This window comes from Variovorax sp. FW301-JW7, from assembly GCF_058788795.1.
Map to the genome: position 1 here is coordinate 80,111 of NZ_JBYTBC010000013.1, position 22,390 is coordinate 102,500.

Below are 22,390 nucleotides of genomic sequence, written 5' to 3' on the forward strand. Positions count from 1 at the left end.
TCGCGGCCCCTGACCGAGTTCACGGGGTTGCGAGCCGCCTTGCGGCAACCACACTCAACTGGGATCACACGGTGGATTTCGGAACCTTCTTGGTGCAGTGCCTGAACTCCGTTCAGTACGGCCTGCTGCTCTTTCTCGTGGCCTCGGGGCTGACGCTGATCTTCGGGATCATGGGCGTCATCAACCTCGCCCACGGGAGCTTCTACATGATCGGCGCCTACATGGCGTTCTCGCTGGCGCCGCTGTTCGGCGACCAGTTCCTGCTGATGCTGGCGGCCGGCGTGGTGCTGGCCGCGATCTTCGGCTACATGCTGGAGTGGGCCTTCTTCAGCTACCTCTACCAGCGCGACCACCTGCAGCAGGTGCTCATGACCTACGGGCTCATCCTGGTGTTCGAGGAGCTGCGCTCCATCTTCGTGGGCAACGACGTGCACGGCGTGAAGGTGCCCGCGTGGCTGGACGGCAGCTTCGCGCTGGGCAACGTCATGAGCTACCCGTGGTATCGCCTGTTTGCCTCGGCCGCCTGCATCGTGCTGGCCGTGGGCCTGTACTACGTGGTGAACCGCACGCGCCTGGGCATGATGATCCGCGCCGGCGCCAGCAACCGCGACATGGTGCGCGGCCTGGGCATCGACGTGAAGCGGCTGTACCGCATCGTGTTCGCGGCCGGCGTGGCGCTGGCGGCGCTGGCCGGCATGATCGCCGCGCCGATGTCCTCGGTGTACCCCAACATGGGCGCCAGCGTGCTCATCATCTGCTTCGTGCTGGTGGTGATCGGCGGCATCGGCTCGATCACCGGGGCGCTCGTCGCCTCGCTGCTGGTGGGTTTTGTCGACACCTTCGGCAAGGTGTTCTTCGCCGACCTGGCGGGCATCGGCATCTACCTCTTGATGGCCATCGTGCTGATCTGGAAGCCCGAAGGCTTGATGGGGAGGCGGCCATGAGCCCGGTGGTTGCATCCGCACCGTCGTCGCCGCGGCGTGGTGCCTTCGTCGTGCCCGTGCTGTGCGCCATCGCCCTCGCCGTGGCGGGCCCGCTGCTGGGCAACTACGCGTCGGACTTCATCGTCAAGGTGATGATCCTGTCGATCTTCGCGCTCAGCCTGGAACTGCTCGTGGGCATGACCGGGCTCGTGAGCCTGGGCCATGCGGCCTTCTACGGCATCGGGGCGTACGTCACGGTGCTGGCCTCGGGCAGCGAGGGCGGCAACTTCGCGCTGCTGCTGGTGCTGTCGATGGGCGCGGCGGCGCTGTATGCGCTCTTCGTGGGCGCACTGAGCCTGCGCACGCGCGGCGTGTACTTCATCATGGTCACGCTGGCCTTTGCGCAGATGGCCTTCTTCGTGTTCCACGACACCAAGGTCGGCGGCGGCAGCGACGGCATCTACCTGTACGTGCGCCCGGCCCTCGGCGCGCTCGACATGGAGAACCGCACGGTGCTGTTCTACGTGGTGCTGGCGGCGCTGGTGTTCACCTACGGCCTGCTGGCGCTCATCCGCCGCTCGCGCTTCGGCGCGGCGCTCGCGGGCATCCGCGTGAACGAGCAGCGCATGCGCGCGGCGGGTTTCGCGGTGTACGGCTACAAGCTCGCGGCCTTCGTGCTCGCGGGCGCGCTGGCCGGGCTCGCGGGCTTTCTGCTGGCCTCGCGCGACGGCGTGGTCAACCCCGAGCTGATGGCCTGGCACAACTCGGGCGAGGTGCTGCTGATGGTGATCCTGGGCGGCCTCGGCCACCTGCGCGGCGCGGTGATCGGCGCCGTGGCCTTCACGCTGCTCAAGGAAATCTTCTCCACCCACGCCGTGATGGGCCCGCTGGCCGACCACTGGCAGCTCACGCTGGGCATTGCCATCATCGTGTTCGTGGCGCTGCTGCCCAAGGGCCTGATCGGCCTGGTGCAGCGCCTGTCGCCGAAGGGAGGCGCATGACCCGCGCTCTGGCTTCGACTGTGAATTTCTCCCTCCCCTCCCGGGGGAGGGCCGGGGTGGGGGCTGACGGCCTCCAACGCCGCGCAGCCTCGAAGGCCGCGTGCCCCCATCCCCACCTTCCCCCGGAAGGGGAAGGAGCAACACCATGACCGCACTGCTGTCCGTCGACAAACTCACGCGCCGCTTCGGCGGCCTCACGGCCGTCAACGCCGTCACGCTCGACCTGCACATCGGTGAGGTGCATGCGGTGATCGGCACCAACGGTGCCGGCAAGTCGACGCTCATCAACATGCTCTCGGGCGAGATCGAGGCCTCCGAAGGCCGCATCGCGCTGGACGGCGTGGACATCACCGCGCGCGCGCAGTCGCGCCGCGCCCGCGACGGCGTGGGCCGCAGCTACCAGCGCACCACCATCTTCCCGGAGTTCACGGTGCACGAGAACTGCCGCCTCGCCGCGCAGGCCGCCACGGCCAAACCGTGGGCGATCTGGCAGTCGTCGCAGCGCTGCGCCACCAGCAACGCCTCGGCCGACGCGGCGCTCGAAGCCGCCGGCCTCGCGGCCGAAGCCCGGCGCGTCGCCGGCACGCTGAGCCACGGCGCGCAGCGCCAGCTCGAAGTGGCGATGTGCCTGGCCACCCATCCGCGCGTGCTGCTGCTGGACGAACCGCTCGCCGGCATGGGCGCCGAGGAAACCGACCGCATGCTCACGCTGCTCGCGCGGCTGAAGGCCACGCACGCCATCCTGCTGGTGGAGCACGACATGGACGCCGTGTTCCGCATCGCCGACCGCATCACGGTGATGGTGAACGGCACCGTCATCGCCACGGGCAACCCACAAGAAATTCGCGAGAACCCCGAGGTCCGCACGGCGTACCTCGGCGAGGAGCAACACTGATGCTGATCGTTCGCGACCTCAACACCTATTACGGCAACAGCCACATCCTGCGCGGCGTGCATGCCGGCATTCCGGCGGCGACCTCGGTGGGCCTGCTCGGGCGCAATGGCATGGGCAAGACCACGCTGATCCGCACGATCATGGGCTACGTGCGCCCCGCTTCAGGCGAAGTGCAGGTCGACGGCCGCACCGTCACCGGCCTGCCGCCCGAGAAGATGGCGCGGCTGGGCATCGGCTACGTGCCTGAGGGGCGCGGCATCTTCCCGAACCTGTCGGTGCGCGAGAACCTCGTGATGAGCGAGCGCGCCGGCATCGACGGCCAGCGCGCCTGGACCTTCGGCCGCGTGATGGCCACCTTTCCGCGCCTGTCGGAACGGCTCTCGCACGGCGGCCAGCAGCTGTCGGGCGGCGAGCAGCAGATGCTCTCCATTGGCCGCGCGCTCATGACCAATCCGCGCCTGCTGATCCTCGACGAGGCCACCGAAGGCCTCGCCCCGCTGATCGTGGCCGAGATCTGGCGCGTGATCAGCGAGATCCGCGCGACCGGCATCGCCACGCTGATCGTCGACCGCGACTACCGCAAGGTGCTCGCGCACACGGACCTGGCGGTGGTGATGGAGAAGGGGCAGATCGTGCGGCATGGGGCGTCGGCCGATCTGCTGGCCGAGCCGCAGGTGCTGGAGGAATTGCTGGGCGTGTAGCCCGCACGCTGTCAGTCAGTCCGCCGACGCGAACATCTCGGCGAACACCCTCGCCCCAGGCTTCGCATTGAACGGCGGCTTCAGCGCCAGGATCAGCAGCAGTTCGAGCGTCAACCGGTCGGTGCGATCGCTGACGCGCAGGAAGCGCATCGCCGTCCACGAAGGCCACCACGCGGCCTTGGCATGCGGCGAGGTTTCATCGTGCATCCGTGACTTGATGCGGCGGCCCGTTTCACCGACGTAGACCGCACGGCCGTCCGCGTCGAAGTAGGCATAGACGGCGCCCGTGCCCTCGTCCCCCAGCTGCCCGCGCGAAAGGAAGACCTCGCGTGTCTTGGGCGTCGTCGTCGCCAGGAACATGTCCCTGGCGTCCGACGCTGTTTTCTCCAGTGATTTGCGCAGCGTTTCAAGGGTCGGCATCGAAGAAGCGTAACCGGACTTTTCAGCCCACCGGGTTTCACCTCTGTCCTGCGACAGCGCGACAGCCGAATCATGTCCGGCTGCGCAGCCCCTCCCCGTGCCGCGCCCACCCACGCACGAGGCTGCGCATGACGTCCCTGCAATCGCGCCACATCGACAACGTCTATTCGATCGCCACCGGCACGGCGCTGCGGGCCGATCCGGCGGCGAGCCTGGTGCACAAGTCGTGGGCGCGCTGCGTGCGCGACCACGGGCTCGATCCGTCGCGGCCGACGCCCGCGCGCATCCTGCCGGCGCAGGAGGTGCGCGCGCACCAGCAGCAGCTCGAGCACTTCCTGCGTGCCGCGCGTGCGGGCATGGAAGACATCTACCGCCGCGTGGCCGAGCTGGGCTACATGGTGCTGCTGACCGATGCCGAGGGCATCACGGTCGACTACATCGGCAACCCGGCCTGGGACGACCAGCTGCGCCGCGCCGGCCTGTACCTGGGCGCCGACTGGAACGAGGCGCACGCCGGCACCTGCGGCGTGGGCACCTGTCTCATCGAGCGCCAGCCGATGACCTGCCACCAGACCGAGCATTTCGACGCCACGCACATCGCGCTCACCTGCACGACGGCGCCGCTGTTCGACCACAGCGGCAAGCTCACGGCGATCCTCGACGTGTCGGCCCTGCGCTCGCCCGAGGCGCGCGAGAGCCAGCACCTGGTGCGCCACCTGGTGTCGATCTACGCACGGATGATCGAGGACGCCGACTTCCTGCGGCACTTTCGCGGCCACTGGATCCTGCGGCTGGGCAGTGCCTTCGGGCTGGTCGACGTGGCGGGCGAAGTGATGCTGGCCTTCGACGAGGGCGGCACGGTGGTGGGCGCAAACGGGGGCGCGCGCGAGGTCTTCCTGGGGCGCCAGCCACCGCTGCTGGGCGGCGCGGTGTCGGAGCTGCTGCACCTGCCGATGGACGCGATCTGGCGGCTGGGCAACGGCGGCGCGTCGGCCCTGCCGTTTGCGCACACGGTGCTGCTGCCCGGCGGCGGCGAGTACCACGCCTCGCTGATCGCGCCGCGCCTGCGGCGCTCGCCGGTCACCGCATCCACATCGCCCGCACCCCAGCCTTCGGACCGTTTGCCGCCACTCGAACGCATCGCGGGCGACGACGACCCCGCGATGCAGCAGCTGATCGCGCAGGCGCGCCGGCTCGTGGACCGCGGCATCCATGTGCTGGTCGAAGGCGAGACCGGCAGCGGCAAGGAGGTGCTGGCGCGCGCGCTGCATGGCGCGAGCCGGCGTGCGGCGCTGCCCTTCGTGGCGGTGAACTGCGCGGCCATTCCCGATTCGCTGATCGAGAGCGAGCTCTTCGGCTACACGCCCGGCAGCTTCACGGGCGGCCGCGCCAAGGGCATGAAGGGCCTGATCGCGCAGGCCGACCGCGGCACGCTCTTTCTCGACGAGATCGGCGACATGCCGATGGCGCTGCAGACACGGCTGCTGCGCGTGCTGTCCGAAGGCGAGGTGCTGCCGCTGGGCGCGGAATCGCCGCAGCGCGTGGACCTCGCGGTGGTGGCGGCCACGCACCGCGACCTGTCGGCGCTGGTCGCGGCCGGGCGCTTTCGCGAGGACCTGTACTACCGGCTGTGCGGCGCGGTGCTGAAGCTGCCACCGCTGCGCGCGCGGCGCGACCGGCGTTATCTGATCGAGGCGATGTTCCGTGAAGAGGCAGCGGCGATGGGCTCGACCGCACGGCTGTCGGAGGCCGCGATGCAGCGGCTGATGGCGCACGACTGGCCGGGCAACCTGCGCGAGTTGCGCAATGTGCTGCGGCTGGCGCTGGCGCTCTGCACGGGGGCGAGCATCACGCCCGAGGAACTTCGCTTGGCGCCGCATCGTTCGTCGCTCGACCACCGCGACGCCATGCCTTCCACGGTCGACGCTGAAGACAACGCCGCCGACGCCACGCGCCTGCTCGACGCGCTGCAGCGCCACCGCTGGCATGTGGCGCGGGCTGCGCAGGCGCTCGGCATCAGCCGCGCCACCGCGTACCGCCACATGAAGCGCTTCGGCATCGTGGCGCCGCAGCGCGGCTAACGCCTCAGGATCTGTTCGATGGTGCGCACGGCCGTGCCCAAGCCGTCTTCCGCGCGCATGCGTTCGCCCAATGCCCGTGCCCGCGCGCGCACCTGCGGGTCGTGCGCGAAGGCGATGCCGCGCGCCAGGTCGTCGGCGCCGAACCGGGCCCCCGCCACCGCAGGCGGCGCCACGCCCGCCTGCGCGAGGTGGTGCGCCCAGAACGCCTGGTCGCCCGCGAAGGGCACGACCACCGAGGGCACGCCCGCGCGCGCGGCCGAGTGGCTGGTGCCCGAGCCGCCGTGGTGCACCACCAGCGCCATCTGCGGAAAGAGCCAGTCGTGCGGGGTGTCGCCGATGACGTGGAAGTTCGGCGGCAGCTGCTCCACTTCGAGGCCGCTCCATCCGGGGTGCAGCACCGCGCGCCGGCCGGCCATGCCGTCGACGAGGGCCGCGAGCAGCCGCGCCTTGTCGAAGCCCGTCATGCTGCCGAAGCCGATGTAGACGGGTGCCTCGCCGGCCGCGAGGAAGTCGTGCAACGCCACCGGCGGCTGCCAGTCGGGCACGGGCGCGAGCCACTGGCCGCACACGGCAACGTTGGCCGGCCAGTCGGCGGGGCGCGGCAGCAGGCTCGGCGAGTAGCCATAGAGCGCGGGGTGCGTGGTCCACAGGCGGCGGCGCGGCGGCAGGCCGCAGACCTCGGCGCGCGCGGCATTCACGGCCGGCCGGAAGGCGCGCCAGAGCAGCCCGTTGACGAGGTGGTGGCTCGCGCGGTTCAAGAAGCGCGGCACACGGGCAGGCGGCAGAAAGGGCGAGGCGAACGCGGCCGTCGGCGTGAGCGGGAACATGCCCGCGCCGATGGCCGGCACGCCCAGCGCCTCGGCCGCCGACAGGCCCACGAAGGCCGCGAGCCCCGCGCAGACGATCGCGTCGCAGCCTTGCGCCGCCTCCACGGTCTGGCGCAGCCAGGGCGTGGGGTTGGCATTGGCGATGTCCGCCAGCGCCTTCGCGGCGGCGGCCGGCTTGTCGCCCTGCGCGATGACGCCGCCGAGCGCCTGCCGGATGTCGCCGGCCAGCGCCTGCGAGCGCACGCCGAGCCGTTCGGCCGCGCCGAGCGTGGTGGCGTCCGCCAGCAGCACCGACGCATGGCCCGCGTCGTCCAGCGCGCGGCACAGCGCGGCGAGCGGGCGGGCGTCGCCCTCGGTGCCGTAGGTGAGCACGGCGAGTTTCATGGGGCGCGCCTCCTTGCAGCGGATGGCTTCGGGGCCGTGCGCGCGCCGCCGACGAAGAGCTCGACGACCACCGCGAACTCGTCGCGCAGCACGAGGCCGGGCAGCGTGAGCCAGCGCATCAGCGCGCCGAAGTACAGGTGGTGCAGCAGGCTCGCGAGGTGCGCCGCCGAGACGTCGGTGCGCAGCGTGCCGGCCTGCTGAGCGGCGGCGATGAGCGCCTCGAACAGCCCCGACAGGTCGCGCGGCGTGCCGCGGTCGCCGCCGCCGAGTTCGCTCTCGATGTTGAGGAAGCGAAAACGGAAATAGTCGAGCAGGTAGGCCCGGTAGCGCTCGGACCAGTCGGCCGAGGCGTCGAGCAGGCCTGTGAGCTGCGCCGTGAAGCCCGCCTTCGGGTCGATCGACGCATGCAGGCGCTGCGCATCGACCACGAGTTCGAGGTGCACCCAGTGCGCCAGGATCGCTTCCTTGGTCGGGAAGTGGTTGTAGAGCGTGCCCTTGGCCACGTCGGACTGCTGCGCGATCTGCTCCATCGTCGTCGCGTCGTAGCCCTGGGCTTCGAACAGGCGCATGGCGGTGGCGGCGACGTGGTCGAGCGTCTGGGCGCGGCGGCGCTCGCGGCGGCCGGGGGGATCGGGTTCTGTCACGGTGCGGGCCCTTGAATTTGAACGTCGTCCAATTTTATACGTCGTTCAAATCTCATGCATCGTCTCAGTCTCGGTGAGACAGCGACAGGCGCCTGCGACAAAACCCCCGCCAACCCCTTGATTCTTCGTCGCCCTCCGCACGGCACGAAAGCTGCGCCACGCCCTTCGCGTGCGCCTTGCCGCGCCGCGATTCGATTCGTTCAACGACACAACGGAGACATGCAATGACAGACCCGACCACCGGCCCCACCCGGGCCGCCGCCCAATGGCTGGCCGATTTCGCCGCCGCGCTCGCACGCGGCGACATCGATGCGGCCGTCTCGCTGTTCGAGGCCGACAGCTACTGGCGCGACCTTGTCGCCTTCACCTGGAACATCCGCACACAGGAAGGCGCGGGCGCCATCCGCGCGATGCTGCAGGCGCGCCTGGCCGATACGCAGCCCACGGCCTTCGCGGTCGAGGGCGAAGCGACCGAGGCCGATGGCGTGGTCGATGCGTGGTTCACCTTCGAGACCCGCGTCGCGCGCGGCCGTGGCCACGTGCGCCTTCGCAACGGCAAGGCCTGGACGCTGCTCACCACCATGACCGAGCTGAAAGGCTTCGAGGAAAAGACCGGCGACAACCGCATCAAGGGCGCGGAGCACGGCGTGCACAAGGGCCGCAAGAACTGGCTCGAGAAGCGCCGCGACGAAGAGACGGCGCTGGGCTACACCGAGCAGCCCGAGGTGGTGATCATCGGCGGCGGCCAGGGCGGTATCGCGCTGGGGGCGCGGCTGCGGCGGCTGGGCGTGCCGACGATCATCGTGGAGCGCAACGCCAAGGCCGGCGACTCCTGGCGCAAGCGCTACAAGTCGCTGTGCCTGCACGACCCGGTCTGGTACGACCACCTGCCCTACATGCCCTTCCCCGACGACTGGCCGGTGTTCGCGCCCAAGGACAAGATCGGCGACTGGCTCGAGATGTACACGAAGATCATGGAGCTCAACTACTGGAGTTCCACCAACGCGACCAAGGCGCGCTTCGACGAGGCCACGCAGCGCTGGGAGGTGCAGGTGGAGCGCGAGGGCAAGCCCGTGACGCTGCGCCCGAAGCAGCTGGTGTTCGCGCTCGGCGTGTCGGGCTACCCGAACGTGCCGAAGGTGGCGGGCGCCGAGAACTTCCTGGGCGACCAGCACCACTCCAGCCAGCACCCCGGGCCCGAGGCCTACGCGGGCAAGAAGTGCGTGGTGCTGGGCTCGAACAACTCGGCGCACGACATCTGCGCGGCGCTGTGGGAGCACGGCGCCGACGTGACGATGGTCCAGCGCTCGTCCACGCACATCGCGCCCTCGCAGTCGCTCATGGAGCTGGCGCTGGGCGGGCTGTATTCCGAGCAGGCGGTGAAGAGCGGCATCGACCACCACAAGGGCGACCTGATCTTCGCCTCGGTGCCCTACAAGATCATGCACACCTTCCACATCCCGGTGTACGAGGAGATGAAGAAGCGCGACGCCGACCTGTACGCACGGCTGGAAAAGGCGGGCTTCCTGCTCGACTTCGGCGTGGACGGCTCGGGCCTGTTCATGAAGTACCTGCGGCGCGGCTCGGGGTACTACATCGACGTGGGCGCCTCGGAGCTGGTGGCCAACGGCAGCATCCACCTCAAGAGCGGCGTGAACATCGAGCGCGTGAACGAACGCTCGGTCACGCTCACCGACGGCACCGAGCTGCCGGCCGACCTGCTGGTGTACGCCACGGGCTACGGCTCGATGAACGGCTGGCTGGCCGACCTGATCTCGCCCGAGACCGCCGACAAGGTCGGCAAGTGCTGGGGCCTGGGCTCCGACACGCCGAAGGACCCGGGCCCGTGGGAAGGCGAGCTGCGCAACATGTGGAAGCCGACGCAGGTGCCCCAGCTGTGGTTCCACGGCGGCAACCTGCACCAGTCACGCCACTACTCGCAGTTCCTGGCGCTGCAGCTGAAGGCGCGCATGGAAGGGATCGACACGCCGGTGTACGAGCTGGCAGCGTCGCACCACAAGCGCTGAGCGGAGGGTCGTGTGTTGTCCCCTCTCCCGCTTGCGGGAGAGGGCTAGGGTGAGGGCAAGTGCGTTGAACGAAGCGCGGTGCTCGAATGGAAGCCGCCGCCCTCACCCCAACCCTCTCCCCGAGGGGAGAGGGAGCAGGTCATTCACTCCTGGATGAAGCGCCGCAAGCCTTCGAGATCCGTCACGGTGATGCCGCCGTACTCGATATGCAGGAACCCGGCCTCCTTCAGCCGGTTCAGCGCCGCGTTGCAGCGCTGGCGCGACACGCCCGACAGGTTGGCGATTTCTTCCTGCGAGGTCTGCAGGTGCGGCTCGCTGCCCGGGTGCAGCCAGGGGTGGAACAGGCCGGCCAGCGCGCGCGCCACCTGGCTGTCGGCGTCGAGCAGGCGGTGCGCGGCGTAGCTGCCCATGAACCAGTGCAACCGCTCGTTGATCTGCTGCAGCAGGAAGTGATCGAAGCCGCGCTGCGTGCGGTGCAGCCACTCGAAGGTCTCCAGCGGCAGCTGCGCCACGCGGCTGGGCCGCAGCGCGATGATGTCGGCCGAGCGCGGCACGGCGCGCAGCAGCGTGCCCTCGCCGAACCAGCTGCCCACCGACAGCCCGCCCAGCGTGACCGAGCGGCCGTCGCTGGAGGTGATCGACCACTTGAGCAGCCCTTCGAGCGTGCCGTACCAGTGCAGCGGCGTGTCGCCGCGCCGGCACAGCGCGGCGCCGGCGGCCACCTCGACCTCGCGCATCTCGTCGAGCACGCGCTCGCCCGCGCCCACGTCGAGCAGCGGGAACCAGGCCGAGCCCTGCAGCAGCTGGGGAATGGTCAGGGAGGCCGCGGGGATCGCCGGCTTGGTCGGGGGCATGCTGTCTTTTTTGTTTACTGCGCGCCCTTGAGCTGCTGCAGCTCGGCCTGCGCCTCGTGCAGCTTCTTCTCGCGGTCGGCGATCTTGCTGGCACGGCCCTTCTCCTGCGCCGCGCGCAGGTCGCGCTCACGCTCGGCCACCTTGCGCTCCTGGGCGCGGATGCGCTTCTGGTGCTCGGCCGCCAGCTTGGCATCGGTGCAATGGCGGTTCACTTCGGCCAGCGCCGTCTCGAGCCCGCGCACGCGCTGCTTCTGGCCCTTGGACTGGGCCATCTCGATGTCGCGGCCGATGGCTTCGCGCTTGGCGTCGCAGGTGGCGGGGCCGGCGGGTTGCGCGGCGGCGCCGAGGGTGGTGAACGCGGCCGCGGCGGCCAGCACGAGGGGCAGAAATTTCATGGAAAGGTTCCTTGTGTGCGCAACGGCGCAGGGGCGACTTTAGCGGCTGGCGCCGCGTAAACCCTGCCCCCGAATGTCGTCGCGATGACTGAGTACAAACGCACTCCAAAAAATAATGGCGCGCCCCCATGAAAGACCCCAGGAGCCCCGAGCATGTCGAAGCGCAAAGTGATCGTGACCATCGCCCCCACCGGCGGCATGGCGCACAAGTCGCAGAACCCCCACCTCCCCACCCAGCCCGCCGAGATCGCCGCCGACGTGCTGCGCTGCTGGAACGCCGGCGCCAGCGTGGTGGCGATCCACGCGCGCCGCCCCGACGACGGTGCCACCTGCAATGCCGAGGTGTACCGCGACATCAACAGCCGCATCCGCGCGGCCGGCTGCGACATCGTGCTGAACAACTCCACCGGCGGCGGCGTGCACGGCGACATGGTGAAGCCGCTGGCGGGCGATCGCTGGGAGATCGCGTGGGAAGAACGCATCAAGGGCATGGACGCCGGCGCCGAGATGTGCACGCTGGACGCCACCACGCTCAACCTGAGCTTCGAAGGCAAGCAGATCCTGATGGACACGCCCATCACGCGCGGGCGCGAGCTGGCCGCCGGCATGAAGGCGCGCGGCATCAAGCCCGAGTGGGAGGTGTTCAGCCCCACGCACATCCTGCAGGACACGACCACGCTGATCGAGGAAGGCCATGACGACGAGCCCTACTTCATCAACCTGGTGATGAACGTGCACCGCAACTTCCAGAACGCGATGCCGTACTCGCCGCGCAACCTGCAGATGATGGTCGACACGCTGCCCAAGGGCGCCATCTTCGGCGTGAGCGGCATCGGCATGTCGCAGCTCGAAGCCAACGTGGCGGCGCTGCTGCTGGGCGGGCATGCGCGCGTGGGGCTGGAAGACAACCTCTACTTCCGCCACGGCGAGCTGGCCACCAACGTGCAGCTCACCGAGCGCATCGTGCGCGTGATCCGCGAGCTCGACATGGAGGTGGCCACGCCGGCCGAGGCGCGCCAGATCATGGGCCTGCCGCGCGTGGGCGGCCCGCGGCCCGAGTTCGCGCTGGGCTGAAGACGCACGAGAACAACGAACGGAGACACGCACATGAACATTCCCCGCACCGCCCTGGCTCTCGCACTCGCCGCCGCATTCGCATCGGGCGCATCGGCCCAGGTGTCCGACGACACCATCCGCATCGGCTTCATCAGCGACATGTCGGGCCTGTACCGCGACTACGACGGCCCGGCCGGCGCCGAGGCGATCCGCATGGCCATCGCCGACATGGGCGGCGCCATCGACGGCAAGAAGATCGAGCTGGTCACGGCCGACCACCAGAACAAGCCCGACATCGCCGCCGCCAAGGCGCGCGAATGGTTCGACGTGAACAAGGTCGACATGCTGATCGGCGGCGTGAACTCGGGCGCGGCCATTGCCATGGCCGGCGTGGCGGCCGACAAGAGGAAGCCCTACTTCGTGGTGGGCTCGGGCGCGTCGAGCCTCACCAACGAGTACTGCTCGCCCTACACCGTGCACTACGCCTACGACACGGTGGCCATGGCGCGCGGCACCGCGAGCGCGGTGGTCAAGGCCGGCGGCAAGAGCTGGTACTTCGTGGCGGCCGACTACGCCTTCGGCGCGGCGCTGCAAAGCGACGCCACCAAGACCGTGCAGGCCAGCGGCGGCACGGTGACGGGTTCGGTGAAGCACCCGCTGGGCGCGAGCGATTTCTCGTCGTTCATGCTGCAGGCGCAAAGCTCGAAGGCGCAGGTGCTGGCGCTCGCGAATGCGGGCGGCGACACGGTGAACGCCATCAAGTCGGCGGCGGAGTTCGGCATCAGCAAGCACATGAAACTCGCCGGCATGATCATCACCATCAACGACGTGCACGCGCTGGGCCTGAAGGCTTCGCAGGGCATGTACCTCACCGACAGCTGGTACTGGAACCAGAGCCCCGAGTCGCGCGCCTGGGCTCGGCGCTTCTTCGACAAGCACAAGCGCATGCCCTCCTCCTTCCATGCCGGCGACTACTCGGCCGCGCTGCAGTACCTGCAGGCCGTGAAGGCCGCGGGCAGCGACGACGCCGACAAGGTGATGGCGCAGCTGCGCAAGACGAAGTTCAACGACATGTTCGTCAAGGGCGGCTGGCTGCGCGACGACGGCCTCATGGTGCACGACATGCACCTCATGCAGGTGAAGACGCCGGCCGAGTCGAAGGAGCCGTGGGACTACTACAAGGTGATCGAGAACATCCCCGGCGAAGCCGCCTGGACCACCAAGACGGAGAGCCGCTGCGCGCGGTGGAAATCGGCATGAACCCCACCACCGACGTGAAGCGCGTCGCCGTCGTCGGCACCGGCGTGATCGGCGCGAGCTGGGCCGCGCACTTCCTCGCGCACGGGCTCGACGTGAACGCGACCGACCCCTCGCCCGGTGCCGAAGACCGGCTGCGCGCCGCCGTGGCGCAGCACTGGCCGACGCTGGAACGCTTCGGCCTGGCCGAGGGCGCCTCGGTCGACCGTCTGCGCTTTCACGACAGCCTGGAAGACGCCGTGGCCGTGGCCGACTTCGTGCAGGAGAACGGCCCCGAGCGCATGGATTTCAAGATCGACCTGTTCCGCCGCATGGACGCGGCGGCGCCGCCGGAGACGGTTCTCGCGTCGAGTTCGTCGGGCCTGGCGATCAGCGGCGTGCAGTCGGGCTGCGCGCATCCGCGGCGCGTGGTGCTGGGGCATCCGTTCAACCCGCCGCACCTGATCCCGCTGGTCGAGGTGATCGGCGGCGAGCAGACCTCGGCCGACACCATCGCCCGCACGATGGCCTTCTATGCCGCCATCGGCAAGCGGCCGATCCACGTGAAGCGCGAGGTCAAAGGCCACATCGCGAACCGGCTGCAGGCCGCGCTGTGGCGCGAGGCCTTCCATCTCGTCAACGAAGGCGTGGCGAGCGTGGCCGACATCGACACCGCCATCGCGCACGGCCCCGGCCTGCGCTGGGCCGTGATGGGGCCGTTCATGAATCTGCACCTCTCGGGCGGCGCAGGCGGCATCGAACACCTGCTGGCGCACCTGGGCGGGCCCATCGAAGACTGGTGGAAGGACCTGGGCGCGCCGTCGATGACGGACGCGTTGAAGCAGCAGGTGGTGCAAGGCGTGGACGACGCCCTGGGCACGCGCCACACCGCCGACCTCGAAGCCGCGCGCGACACCCTGCTGTTGAACCTGATTCGCGCCAAGGCCGAGACGGGTACGCTGGATTGACATGACCGACTTCCTTCTCGACGACACCCTGGTCGCGCCGCCCCGCACGGTGCGCATCGACTTCGACGACGGCTCGTTCGTGCTGCGCTCGCCGACGGCGCTGCAGCCGTATGCGCGCTGCATCGGCGAATGGATCGAGCGCTGGGCGCGCGAGACGCCCGACGCGCTGGCCTTCGCCGAGCGCGATGACAGCGGCGAAGGCTGGCGCACGCTCGACTACCGCGCGCTGCGCGCCGCCGTCGGCGCCGTGGCGCAAGGCCTGCTCGACCTGGACCTGCCCGCCGGCCGACCGGTCGTGATCCTCTCGGACAACGCCATCGACCATGCCGTGCTGATGCTCGCGACGATGCACATCGGCCGCACGGCCTGCTCGCTGTCGAGCGCGTACTCACGCATGGCGAAAGACCCGTCGCGGCTGCACGGCATGTTGAAGGCGCTGCAGCCCGGGCTGATCTACGCCTCCGACGCGACGGTGTACGGCGCATCGATCGCCGGCTGCGGCATCGAGGCCGTGACGGTGTTCAGCCGCCACGCCAACACGCATCCGGGCGCGCTGACTTTCGACCAGTTGCTCGACGCGAAGGAAACGCCCGCCGTCATGCAGGCCTTCGCCGCCGTGGGCCCCGACACGCACGCCAAGTACCTGCTGACCTCCGGCTCCACCGGCCAGCCCAAGGTGGTGATCAACACGCACCGCATGCTGTGCGCCAACCAGCAGATGATGGCGCAGACCTGGCGCTTCCTCGCGCAAGAGAAGCCCGTGCTGGTCGACTGGCTGCCGTGGAGCCACACCTTCGGCGCGAACCACAACCTGCACATGGTGCTGTGCCACGGCGGCGCGCTCTACATCGACGAAGGCCGGCCTGCGCCGGGCCTGATCGAGAAGACCGTGCGCAACCTGCGCGAAGTGAAACCCACGCTGCTGTTCAACGTGCCGCGCGGCTTCGACATGCTGCTGCCCCTTCTCGAAGCCGACGACGCGCTCGCCGCCGAAGTGTTCTCGCGGCTGCGCCTGGCCTTCTACGCGGCGGCGGCGCTCGCGCCTTCGACCTGGCAGCGGCTCGAAGCGGTGGCCCGGCGCGTGCGGCCCGCGCGCCCGCTGTGGCTCACGACCTCGTGGGGCGCGACCGAGACCTCGCCCGCCATCACCTCGGCGCACTGGCAACTCGACGGCGCCGGCTGCATCGGCGTACCGCTGCCGGGGCTGGAACTGAAGTTCGTGCCCAACGGCGAGAAGCTGGAGATGCGCGTCAAGGGCGTCTCGGTGTTCCCCGGCTACCGCGACGCGCCGCGCGAGACCGCCAGTGCCTTCGATGCCGAGGGCTACTACCGCATCGGCGACGCGGGCTACCTCGCGAGCCCCGGCGACCCGGCGCAGGGCGTGATCTTCAACGGCCGCGTGGCGGAAGACTTCAAGCTCTCGACCGGCACCTGGGTGTCGGTGGGCACGCTGCGCGTGAAGCTGGTGTCGCTGCTGGCGCCGCATGTGCAGGACATCGTGCTCACCGGCCACGACCGCGACGCGATCGGCATGCTGGTGTTCGCCAGCCCGCAAGGCGCCGCCCTTGCGCCGGACGCATTGGCCGCGCGCATCGCCGGGGTGCTGCGCGCCCTGCGCGACGAAGGCGCGGGCTCGTCGCAGTGCCCGGCCTGCGCGCTGGTGCTGGCCGAACCGCCCAGCCTCGATGCGGGCGAGATCACCGACAAGGGCTACATCAACCAGCGCGCCGTGCTCACGCGGCGCGCGGCCGAGGTGGCGCGGCTGCATGCGCCGGCGCCGGGCGATGCGGACGTGATCCGCCCGCTCTGAAACAGCTGCGACCTCAGGCGGCGGGCAGCGCCAGCCACTGGCGCCACAGCTTGCGCGCCCGGTCCTGGTAGCGCCGCGCGACGGCCCGCAGCGCCGTGCGCGGCGCGGGCGACATCAGCTCGTCGGGCAGCAGCGGGTCGCGCACCAGGTGCGCGATCACGGCGCGCCCCAGCAGCAGCGACTCGCGCACCGCCACCTCCAGCGGCACGGTGCGCAGCCGCTGTTCGCCACGCTCCAGCCCGGCCTGCAGGCGGCGGCAGTCGTCGGCGAGCGCGCGCACGTTCCACAGCCCGCGCGCTGCCGCCTGCGCGGCGGGGTCGAGGCCGGCCAGGCGGAACACCAGCGCGTGCGGCGACAGGCCCAGCGCCTCGAGCTGCGCGCGCTCGGCCTCGAGCCCGCCCGCCAGGTTGTCGGGCCGGATCTGCAGGCCCGGGCGCAGCGCCGCGAAACCGCGCAGCGACAGCGCCAGGCTGTGGCGGCGCCACGCGGTCTTGTCGGCGCGCGCCACGCCCGCGTCGTGCACCGCGAGCCAGCCGCCCTGCCACGCCACGACCTGTGCGCGCGTGTGCCGCCAGTCGCCCACCGCGCGCGACAGCGCCGGCCCCGCGCGGTTCAGGCTGTAGCTGCCGCGCTCGCCGCGGGCGATCTTGCCTTCGGCCGCCAGCCGCGTGAGCCCCACGCGCAAGGTGGTTTCGCCGATGCCCATGAGCGCGCCCGCGCGGCACAGCGCCTGCGAACTCAGCGTGCCGCCATCGGCCACCAGCAGGTCGAGGATCAGCTCCGGCGCGCTCGGCATCGCCACGGGAACATTACATACCTTGTCCATGTTTGCGAAATAAAGAAATGTTTCCTAGGATGCCAGAGACCGACTGATTCCCGCCATTTTTCTCCGGAAGGACTCCGCACATGACCACGCCCTTCGTGACCTGGGAGGTGGACGGCCCCGTCTGCACGCTCACGCTGAACCGCCCCGACAAACGCAACGCGGTGGACGGCGCCGTGGCCGCCCAGCTGCGCGCGGCCTTCGAGCGCTTCGAGGCCGACGACGCGCTGCGCGTGGCCGTGCTGACGGGCGCCGGCGGCCACTTCTGCGCGGGTGCCGACCTGGGCGCCGTGGGCGACCCGGCGCGCCGCAACGAGCTCGACCCCGACGGCGGCGGCGCCGGCCCGATGGGCCCGACGCGCATGGCGCTGTCCAAGCCGCTGATCGCGGCAGTGAACGGCTACGCGGTGGCGGGCGGGCTCGAACTGGCGCTGCTGGCCGACCTGCGCGTGGCCGACGACGACGCGGTGTTCGGCGTGTTCTGCCGCCGCTGGGGCGTGCCGCTGATCGACGGCGGCACCGTGCGGCTGCCGCGCCTCGTGGGCATGGGGCGCGCGCTCGACCTGATCCTCACGGGTCGCCCCGTCGGCGCGGTCGAGGCGCTGGCGATGGGCCTCGTGAACCGCACCACGCCGCCGGGCGGCGCGCTGGCTGCCGCACAGGAACTGGCGCGGCAGATCGCCGCCTTTCCGCAGCAATGCATGTTGACCGACCGCCGCTCCACCTTCGAACAGTGGGACCTGCCGCTGGCCGAGGCGCTGCGCCGCGAAGGCGCGCAGGGCGTGCCGATCGTCGCGGCCGAGGGCGAGGCCGGTGCCGCGCGCTTTGCCGGCGGTGCCGGGCGCCACGGCGAGTTCAAACGCTGAACGCCCCTGCTCTTTCGATTTCACATAGAACCTCCTGGAGACACGCCTTGCCTTCCCCCTCGCCCGCCCGTGGCCCGACCTACCTCGAACTGATCCGCCGCGGCGCCCTGCAGCACGGCCCGCGCACCGCCATCGTCTACGGCGACCAGTCGATGACCTTCACCGAGGTCGACCAGCTCAGCAGCCGGCTCGCCCATGCGCTGCACGCCGCCGGCGCCGCGCCGCGCACGCGCGTGGCGCTGCTGCTGAACAACGGCCTGCACAGCGTGCCGCTGGACTTCGCCTGCGTGAAGGCCGGCATCAACCGCGTGCCGCTGAACGCGCGGCTCTCGCTGGCCGAGCACGCGCGCATGGTGGCCGACACCGGCTGCACGCACCTCGTGTTCGGCCCCGACCTCGCCGAGCGCGCGGCGGCCCTGCGCGACACGGTGCCGGGCCTGGTCTGCATGGGCCTGGGCGCGTCGCTCGACGGCGCCGCCGACCTGTTCGCGCAGGCCTTGTCGTGCGCCACGCAGGCGCCGGCGTTCGAGCCCGCGCCCGACGACGTGGTGCTCACGCTCTTCACCTCGGGCACCACCGGCACGCTGAAGGCCGCGCAGCACACACAGGCCTCGTACGCGGCGATCTGCCGCAACGTGCTGCTCAACCTGCTGCCCGCCACGCCCGACGACGCCATGCTGCATGCGGCCTCGCTGATCCACGCGAGCGGCGTGTTCGTGCTGCCCTTCTGGCTGCGCGGCGGCCGCACGGTGATCCTGCCGGGCTTCGAGCCGGGCGCCTTCCTGCGCACGCTGCAGGCCGAGCGCATCACCGCGATCAACCTCGTGCCGACGATGCTGCAGATGCTGTTCGAGCACCCCGACATCGCGCACACCGACGTGGCCGCGCTGCGCTACGTGATCTACGGCGCCTCGCCGATGCCGCGCGCGGTGATCCGGCGCGCCATGGCGGTGTGGGGCCAGCACCGCTTCTGGCAGTACTACGGCCAGACCGAGGTGCCGCTGTGCCTGGCGGTGCTGCGCCCCGAAGACCACACCGAGGAGCTGCTCGACGCCTGCGGCCAGCCGGCGATCGACGTCGAGCTGCGGCTGGTCGACGAGGCCGACAACGACGTGCCGCCCGGCACGCCGGGCGAGATCGCGGTGCGTGCACCCTCCGCCGTGTCGGGGTACCACAACGCGGCCGGGCTCAATGCCGAGACCTTCGTCGACGGCGGCTGGGTGCGCACGCGCGACGTGGGCCAGTTCGACGCGCGCGGCTTCCTGCACCTGAAGGACCGCACCTCCGACATGATCATCAGCGGCGGCTACAACGTCTATCCGCGCGAGGTCGAGAACGCGCTCATGACGCACCCCGCCGTGCGCGAGTGCGCGGTCATCGGCCTGCCGCACGAGAAGTGGGTGGAGATCGTCACCGCGGTGGTGGTGCTGCGCGAAGGCCAGCAGGCCGACGAAGCCGCATTGATCGCGCACGTGGCGGACCAGCTCGCCTCGTACAAGAAGCCGCAGCGCGTGCTGTTCGCCCACGAGATCCCGAAGACGGCGGTGGGCAAGCTCAACCGCCGGCAGCTGCGCGAGCTGCACCGCGGCTGACAGCCCGCCGGCCGGTCAGCCTGCGCGCCGCCGCAACGCGGTGCGCAGCGCCTTGGCAAAGCGCGGGTCGGCCATGGCGCCCACGTTGAAGCGCGACCAGCGCGAGACCTGCGTCGAATCGACGCTGAAGATGCGCCCCGGCGCCATCACGATCTTGCGCGGCAGCAACTCCTTCGCGAAGGCCAGCGAGTCGTCCACGCCGGGCAGCGCGGCCCAGATGTAGAGCGACTGCGGGCTGCGCGCGAAGACCTCGGCGTCCACCGCGTCGAACAGCTTCAGCGCGTCGCGCGTGGCCTCGCCCAGCCGCTGCTGCAGGCGCTTGAGGTGCCGCTGGTAGTGGCCCTCGCTCAGGATGACGTCGACCGTGCGCTCGCTGTACTCCGAGCTGCTCACGTGGATCAGCGCCTTCAGGTCGGCCAGGTCGCTCGCCAGGTCGGCGCCGCAGGCGATGAAGCCCACGCGCAGCGCGGCCGAGAACGACTTCGAAAAACTGCCGATGTAGATCGTGCGCTCGAGCTGGTCGAGTGCCGAGAGCCGCGGCAGCGCCGTGGGCTTGAAGTCGGCCAGCGGGTCGTTTTCGACGATCAGCAGGTCGTACTTCTGCGCCAGCTGCAGCACGCGGAATGCCTTGGCCGGCGAGATGTCGGAGCCCGTGGGGTTGTGCGCGAGCGACTGCGTGAAGAACAGGCGCGGCCGCTCGGCGATGAGCAGCTGCTCCAGCACCTCGAGGTCGGGCCCGTCGGCCAGGCGCGGCACCGCCAGCATCTGCGCGCCCGCGAGCTTGAGCTTGCCGAACAGCGGGTAGTAGCCCGGGTCGTCGACCAGCACCTTGCCGCCGGGCGGCACGAAGTAGCGGATGACGATGTCCATCGCCTCGTTGGCGCCGTGCGTGAGCACGATCTGCCGCGGCTCGGCGCCGATGCCGAAGTCGGCCAGCTTGCGCACGAGGTGGTCGCGCAGCGGCGCGTAGCCGAAGCGGCTGCCGTAGCGGAACAGCGCGCCGAGCCCCGTGCGCACGACCTTCGGGTGGTACTTGTCCAGCCGCACGTCGGCCAGCCATTCGACAGGCGGGAAGCCGTCGCCCACCGCCACCGCATCGGGCTGCGTCTTGAGCTGCTCGCGCATGAGCCACACGATGTCCATCGCGCGGCCGAGGCTTCCGGCGTCGTCCTCGGCCGGCTTGGGCGTGGCCGTGGCCTGCGCGAGCACGTAGTAGCCCGAACCGCGCCGCGGCTCGACGAGGCCGCGCGACACCAGCAGCTCGAAGGCGGCCACCACGGTGTTCTTGGCATAGCCATGCAGCTGCGCGAGTTCGCGCAGCGAGGGCAGCTTGTCGCCGGCCTTGTAGGCGCCGCTCGCGATCTGGCGCGCGAGGGTGTCGGCGAGCGAATCGGCGATCGTGGTCATGGGTTTGGACTGTGACACAGCGAGGCATGGCGGCGCACCACTGTCCGCACTGTCCCGCCAAACTGTGCCTTCCGCGGGCGGTACAGCCGGCCTAAATTGCCTGCTCCCGAATTCACCTTCCGAAGAGACACGCACCGATGGCCGCCGATTCCCGCATTCCCAATTTCCGCGCACTCACGCCCACCCGACGCCTGGCCCACATCGCACAGGCCGCCGCGCTCACCGACGACGAGGTGGCGCTGCTCGCGCAACCCGGCGCGCTGGGCGTGGAGCGCGCCAACGGCATGGTCGAGAACGTGATCGGCACCTTCGAGCTGCCGCTGGGCGTGGCCGGCAACTTCACCGTGAACGGGCGCGATTACCTGGTGCCGATGGCGGTGGAAGAACCCTCGGTGGTCGCCGCCGCCTCCTTCATGGCCAAGCTGGCGCGCGAAGGCGGCGGCTTCGAGGCCTCGAGCACCGGGCCGCTGATGCGCGCGCAGGTGCAGGTGATCGGCATCACCGACCCGTACGGCGCACGGCTCGCGCTGCTGCGTGCGCGCGACGAGATCCTGGCCGTGGCGAACAGCCGCGACAAGGTGCTGATCGGCCTGGGCGGCGGTTGCCGCGACATCGAGGTGCATGTGTTCGGCGACACGCCGCGCGGCGCGATGGTGGTGATGCACCTCATCGTCGACGTGCGCGACGCGATGGGCGCGAACACCGTCAACACGATGGCCGAGGCGGTGTCGCCGCTGGTCGAGAAGCTCACCGGCGGCACGGTGCGCCTGCGCATCCTGTCGAACCTGGCGGACCTGCGGCTGTCGCGTGCGCGCGTGCGGCTCGCACCCTCTGTGCTGGCCACGCGCGAGCGCAGCGGCGAAGAAGTGGTCGAAGGCGTGATCGATGCCTACACCTTCGCGGCCATCGACCCCTACCGCGCGGCGACGCACAACAAGGGGATCATGAACGGCATCGACCCGGTGATCGTCGCGACCGGCAACGACTGGCGCGCGGTGGAAGCCGGCGCGCACGCCTATGCCTGCCGCAGCGGACGCTACACCTCGCTCACCACATGGGAGAAGGACGCGGGCGGCGCGCTGGTCGGCACCATCGAGATGCCGATGCCGGTGGGCCTGGTCGGCGGCGCGACGAAGACGCACCCGCTCGCACGGCTCGCGCTGAAGATCCTCGACGTGAAGTCGGCGCAGGAGCTCGGCGAAGTCGCTGTGGCCGTCGGCCTCGCGCAGAACCTCGGCGCGTTGCGTGCGCTCGCCACCGAAGGCATCCAGCGCGGCCACATGGCACTGCACGCCCGCAACATCGCGCTCGTCGCGGGCGCCACCGGCGACGAGATCGACGCCATCGCCAGACAGATGGCCGCCGAGCACGACGTGCGCACCGACCGCGCCGTGGCGCTGCTCGACGCGCTGCGCAAGAAGTAAGCAACGCGGGAGCCTCCCGCACCACGGTCCGCGGCCGACACCGCGGCGGTCGCGCA

The 22,390-nt window shown here is 70.4% G+C and carries 20 protein-coding genes; 13 read left to right on the forward strand and 7 right to left on the reverse strand.

Annotation, left to right across the window (positions count from 1 at the left end; translation table 11 throughout):
* Nucleotides 1-71: 71 nt before the first annotated feature.
* The 4 genes from AC3WQM_RS27620 to AC3WQM_RS27635 all read left to right on the forward strand — a co-directional run bounded on the left by AC3WQM_RS27620 (nucleotide 72) and on the right by AC3WQM_RS27635 (nucleotide 3,520).
* The gene (locus tag AC3WQM_RS27620) at nucleotides 72-944 is read left to right on the forward strand and encodes a branched-chain amino acid ABC transporter permease (RefSeq protein WP_492683222.1); all 873 of its coding nucleotides are present in this window, start codon (nucleotides 72-74) and stop codon (nucleotides 942-944) included.
* Nucleotides 941-1,924 carry a branched-chain amino acid ABC transporter permease gene (locus AC3WQM_RS27625; RefSeq protein ID WP_492683224.1) on the forward strand — a complete coding sequence of 328 codons (984 nt, stop codon included), beginning with the start codon at nucleotides 941-943 and terminating at the stop codon, nucleotides 1,922-1,924. Before AC3WQM_RS27620 ends, AC3WQM_RS27625 begins: the two co-directional genes overlap by 4 nt.
* Before the next feature lie 145 nt (nucleotides 1,925-2,069).
* Nucleotides 2,070-2,819: an ABC transporter ATP-binding protein gene (locus AC3WQM_RS27630; protein ID WP_492683226.1), complete on the forward strand. Its 750-nt coding sequence runs from the start codon at nucleotides 2,070-2,072 to the stop codon at nucleotides 2,817-2,819.
* A complete protein-coding gene (locus AC3WQM_RS27635; RefSeq protein ID WP_492683228.1) occupies nucleotides 2,819-3,520 on the forward strand; it encodes an ABC transporter ATP-binding protein in 702 nt (233 codons plus the stop codon). Before AC3WQM_RS27630 ends, AC3WQM_RS27635 begins: the two co-directional genes overlap by 1 nt.
* Nucleotides 3,521-3,535: 15 nt before the next feature.
* On the opposite strand, the gene AC3WQM_RS27640 is transcribed toward AC3WQM_RS27635, so the two are convergent.
* Nucleotides 3,536-3,940: a hypothetical protein gene (locus tag AC3WQM_RS27640; protein WP_492683230.1), complete on the reverse strand. Its 405-nt coding sequence runs from the start codon at nucleotides 3,938-3,940 to the stop codon at nucleotides 3,536-3,538.
* Between the two features lie 128 nt (nucleotides 3,941-4,068).
* On the opposite strand from AC3WQM_RS27640, the gene AC3WQM_RS27645 reads away from it, so the two are divergent.
* Nucleotides 4,069-6,021, forward strand: a complete 1,953-nt coding sequence (locus AC3WQM_RS27645) for a sigma-54-dependent Fis family transcriptional regulator (RefSeq protein ID WP_492683232.1) — start codon at nucleotides 4,069-4,071, stop codon at nucleotides 6,019-6,021.
* Here AC3WQM_RS27645 and AC3WQM_RS27650 read toward each other — a convergent pair.
* Together AC3WQM_RS27650 and AC3WQM_RS27655 are read right to left on the reverse strand one after the other, a co-directional pair.
* The gene (locus AC3WQM_RS27650) at nucleotides 6,018-7,232 is read right to left on the reverse strand and encodes a glycosyltransferase (RefSeq protein ID WP_492683234.1); all 1,215 of its coding nucleotides are present in this window, start codon (nucleotides 7,230-7,232) and stop codon (nucleotides 6,018-6,020) included. The genes AC3WQM_RS27645 and AC3WQM_RS27650 overlap by 4 nt on opposite strands.
* Nucleotides 7,229-7,876: a TetR/AcrR family transcriptional regulator gene (locus AC3WQM_RS27655; RefSeq protein WP_492683236.1), complete on the reverse strand. Its 648-nt coding sequence runs from the start codon at nucleotides 7,874-7,876 to the stop codon at nucleotides 7,229-7,231. Before AC3WQM_RS27655 ends, AC3WQM_RS27650 begins: the two co-directional genes overlap by 4 nt.
* Nucleotides 7,877-8,100: 224 nt before the next feature.
* Between AC3WQM_RS27655 and AC3WQM_RS27660 the strand changes: the two genes are divergently transcribed.
* Nucleotides 8,101-9,903 (forward strand): NAD(P)-binding domain-containing protein, encoded by a 1,803-nt coding sequence (locus AC3WQM_RS27660; protein WP_492683237.1) that lies wholly within the window; start codon nucleotides 8,101-8,103, stop codon nucleotides 9,901-9,903.
* 143 nt (nucleotides 9,904-10,046) lie between these two features.
* Here AC3WQM_RS27660 and AC3WQM_RS27665 read toward each other — a convergent pair whose 3' ends face one another.
* Together AC3WQM_RS27665 and AC3WQM_RS27670 are read right to left on the reverse strand one after the other, a co-directional pair.
* A complete protein-coding gene (locus AC3WQM_RS27665; RefSeq protein WP_070061409.1) occupies nucleotides 10,047-10,757 on the reverse strand; it encodes a Crp/Fnr family transcriptional regulator in 711 nt (236 codons plus the stop codon).
* A gap of 14 nt (nucleotides 10,758-10,771) precedes the next feature.
* Nucleotides 10,772-11,152 (reverse strand): DUF1090 domain-containing protein, encoded by a 381-nt coding sequence (locus tag AC3WQM_RS27670; RefSeq protein WP_354346070.1) that lies wholly within the window; start codon nucleotides 11,150-11,152, stop codon nucleotides 10,772-10,774.
* A gap of 153 nt (nucleotides 11,153-11,305) precedes the next feature.
* On the opposite strand from AC3WQM_RS27670, the gene AC3WQM_RS27675 reads away from it, so the two are divergent.
* From AC3WQM_RS27675 to AC3WQM_RS27690, 4 genes are read left to right on the forward strand one after another with little or no spacing between them, the layout of a single operon-like run.
* A complete protein-coding gene (locus tag AC3WQM_RS27675; RefSeq protein ID WP_070061411.1) occupies nucleotides 11,306-12,226 on the forward strand; it encodes a beta-keto acid cleavage family enzyme in 921 nt (306 codons plus the stop codon).
* A 33-nt stretch (nucleotides 12,227-12,259) separates the two neighbouring features.
* Entirely contained in the window at nucleotides 12,260-13,468 is a 1,209-nt protein-coding gene (locus AC3WQM_RS27680; RefSeq protein ID WP_492683238.1) for an ABC transporter substrate-binding protein, read from the forward strand.
* Entirely contained in the window at nucleotides 13,465-14,412 is a 948-nt protein-coding gene (locus AC3WQM_RS27685) for a 3-hydroxyacyl-CoA dehydrogenase NAD-binding domain-containing protein (RefSeq protein ID WP_492683239.1), read from the forward strand. The genes AC3WQM_RS27680 and AC3WQM_RS27685 overlap by 4 nt, the downstream gene beginning before the upstream one ends.
* A 1-nt stretch (nucleotide 14,413) precedes the next feature.
* Nucleotides 14,414-16,222 carry a feruloyl-CoA synthase gene (locus tag AC3WQM_RS27690; protein WP_492683240.1) on the forward strand — a complete coding sequence of 603 codons (1,809 nt, stop codon included), beginning with the start codon at nucleotides 14,414-14,416 and terminating at the stop codon, nucleotides 16,220-16,222.
* 13 nt (nucleotides 16,223-16,235) lie between these two features.
* On the opposite strand, the gene AC3WQM_RS27695 is transcribed toward AC3WQM_RS27690, so the two are convergent.
* On the reverse strand, nucleotides 16,236-17,018 hold the full coding sequence (locus tag AC3WQM_RS27695; protein WP_492683272.1) for a PaaX family transcriptional regulator: 783 nt from the start codon (nucleotides 17,016-17,018) through the stop codon (nucleotides 16,236-16,238).
* A 110-nt stretch (nucleotides 17,019-17,128) separates the two neighbouring features.
* On the opposite strand from AC3WQM_RS27695, the gene AC3WQM_RS27700 reads away from it, so the two are divergent.
* Both AC3WQM_RS27700 and AC3WQM_RS27705 read left to right on the forward strand, forming a co-directional pair.
* The gene (locus AC3WQM_RS27700; protein ID WP_492683241.1) at nucleotides 17,129-17,911 is read left to right on the forward strand and encodes a crotonase/enoyl-CoA hydratase family protein; all 783 of its coding nucleotides are present in this window, start codon (nucleotides 17,129-17,131) and stop codon (nucleotides 17,909-17,911) included.
* Nucleotides 17,912-17,958: 47 nt separating this feature from the next.
* Nucleotides 17,959-19,503 carry a class I adenylate-forming enzyme family protein gene (locus tag AC3WQM_RS27705; RefSeq protein WP_492683242.1) on the forward strand — a complete coding sequence of 515 codons (1,545 nt, stop codon included), beginning with the start codon at nucleotides 17,959-17,961 and terminating at the stop codon, nucleotides 19,501-19,503.
* Between the two features lie 15 nt (nucleotides 19,504-19,518).
* Here the strand turns inward: AC3WQM_RS27705 and AC3WQM_RS27710 are convergent, their stop codons facing one another.
* Nucleotides 19,519-20,910, reverse strand: a complete 1,392-nt coding sequence (locus AC3WQM_RS27710) for an aminotransferase-like domain-containing protein (RefSeq protein WP_489062274.1) — start codon at nucleotides 20,908-20,910, stop codon at nucleotides 19,519-19,521.
* 137 nt (nucleotides 20,911-21,047) lie between these two features.
* On the opposite strand from AC3WQM_RS27710, the gene AC3WQM_RS27715 reads away from it, so the two are divergent.
* Complete coding sequence (locus tag AC3WQM_RS27715) at nucleotides 21,048-22,334, forward strand: hydroxymethylglutaryl-CoA reductase, degradative (protein WP_492683243.1); 1,287 nt, start codon at nucleotides 21,048-21,050, stop codon at nucleotides 22,332-22,334.
* Nucleotides 22,335-22,390: the final 56 nt, after the last annotated feature.

Bases quoted from the DNA above. Each gene is read 5' to 3' on its own strand.
- AC3WQM_RS27640 (WP_492683230.1), bottom strand. From the start codon at position 3,940: ATGCCGACCCTTGAAACGCTGCGCAAATCACTGGAGAAAACAGCGTCG.
- AC3WQM_RS27695 (WP_492683272.1), bottom strand. From the start codon at position 17,018: ATGCCGAGCGCGCCGGAGCTGATCCTCGACCTGCTGGTGGCCGATGGC.
- AC3WQM_RS27665 (WP_070061409.1), bottom strand. From the start codon at position 10,757: ATGCCCCCGACCAAGCCGGCGATCCCCGCGGCCTCCCTGACCATTCCC.
- AC3WQM_RS27625 (WP_492683224.1), top strand. From the start codon at position 941: ATGAGCCCGGTGGTTGCATCCGCACCGTCGTCGCCGCGGCGTGGTGCC.
- AC3WQM_RS27635 (WP_492683228.1), top strand. From the start codon at position 2,819: ATGCTGATCGTTCGCGACCTCAACACCTATTACGGCAACAGCCACATC.
- AC3WQM_RS27710 (WP_489062274.1), bottom strand. From the start codon at position 20,910: ATGACCACGATCGCCGATTCGCTCGCCGACACCCTCGCGCGCCAGATC.
- AC3WQM_RS27660 (WP_492683237.1), top strand. From the start codon at position 8,101: ATGACAGACCCGACCACCGGCCCCACCCGGGCCGCCGCCCAATGGCTG.
- AC3WQM_RS27715 (WP_492683243.1), top strand. From the start codon at position 21,048: ATGGCCGCCGATTCCCGCATTCCCAATTTCCGCGCACTCACGCCCACC.
- AC3WQM_RS27670 (WP_354346070.1), bottom strand. From the start codon at position 11,152: ATGAAATTTCTGCCCCTCGTGCTGGCCGCCGCGGCCGCGTTCACCACC.
- AC3WQM_RS27645 (WP_492683232.1), top strand. From the start codon at position 4,069: ATGACGTCCCTGCAATCGCGCCACATCGACAACGTCTATTCGATCGCC.
- AC3WQM_RS27680 (WP_492683238.1), top strand. From the start codon at position 12,260: ATGAACATTCCCCGCACCGCCCTGGCTCTCGCACTCGCCGCCGCATTC.
- AC3WQM_RS27650 (WP_492683234.1), bottom strand. From the start codon at position 7,232: ATGAAACTCGCCGTGCTCACCTACGGCACCGAGGGCGACGCCCGCCCG.
- AC3WQM_RS27630 (WP_492683226.1), top strand. From the start codon at position 2,070: ATGACCGCACTGCTGTCCGTCGACAAACTCACGCGCCGCTTCGGCGGC.
- AC3WQM_RS27675 (WP_070061411.1), top strand. From the start codon at position 11,306: ATGTCGAAGCGCAAAGTGATCGTGACCATCGCCCCCACCGGCGGCATG.
- AC3WQM_RS27700 (WP_492683241.1), top strand. From the start codon at position 17,129: ATGACCACGCCCTTCGTGACCTGGGAGGTGGACGGCCCCGTCTGCACG.
- AC3WQM_RS27690 (WP_492683240.1), top strand. From the start codon at position 14,414: ATGACCGACTTCCTTCTCGACGACACCCTGGTCGCGCCGCCCCGCACG.
- AC3WQM_RS27685 (WP_492683239.1), top strand. From the start codon at position 13,465: ATGAACCCCACCACCGACGTGAAGCGCGTCGCCGTCGTCGGCACCGGC.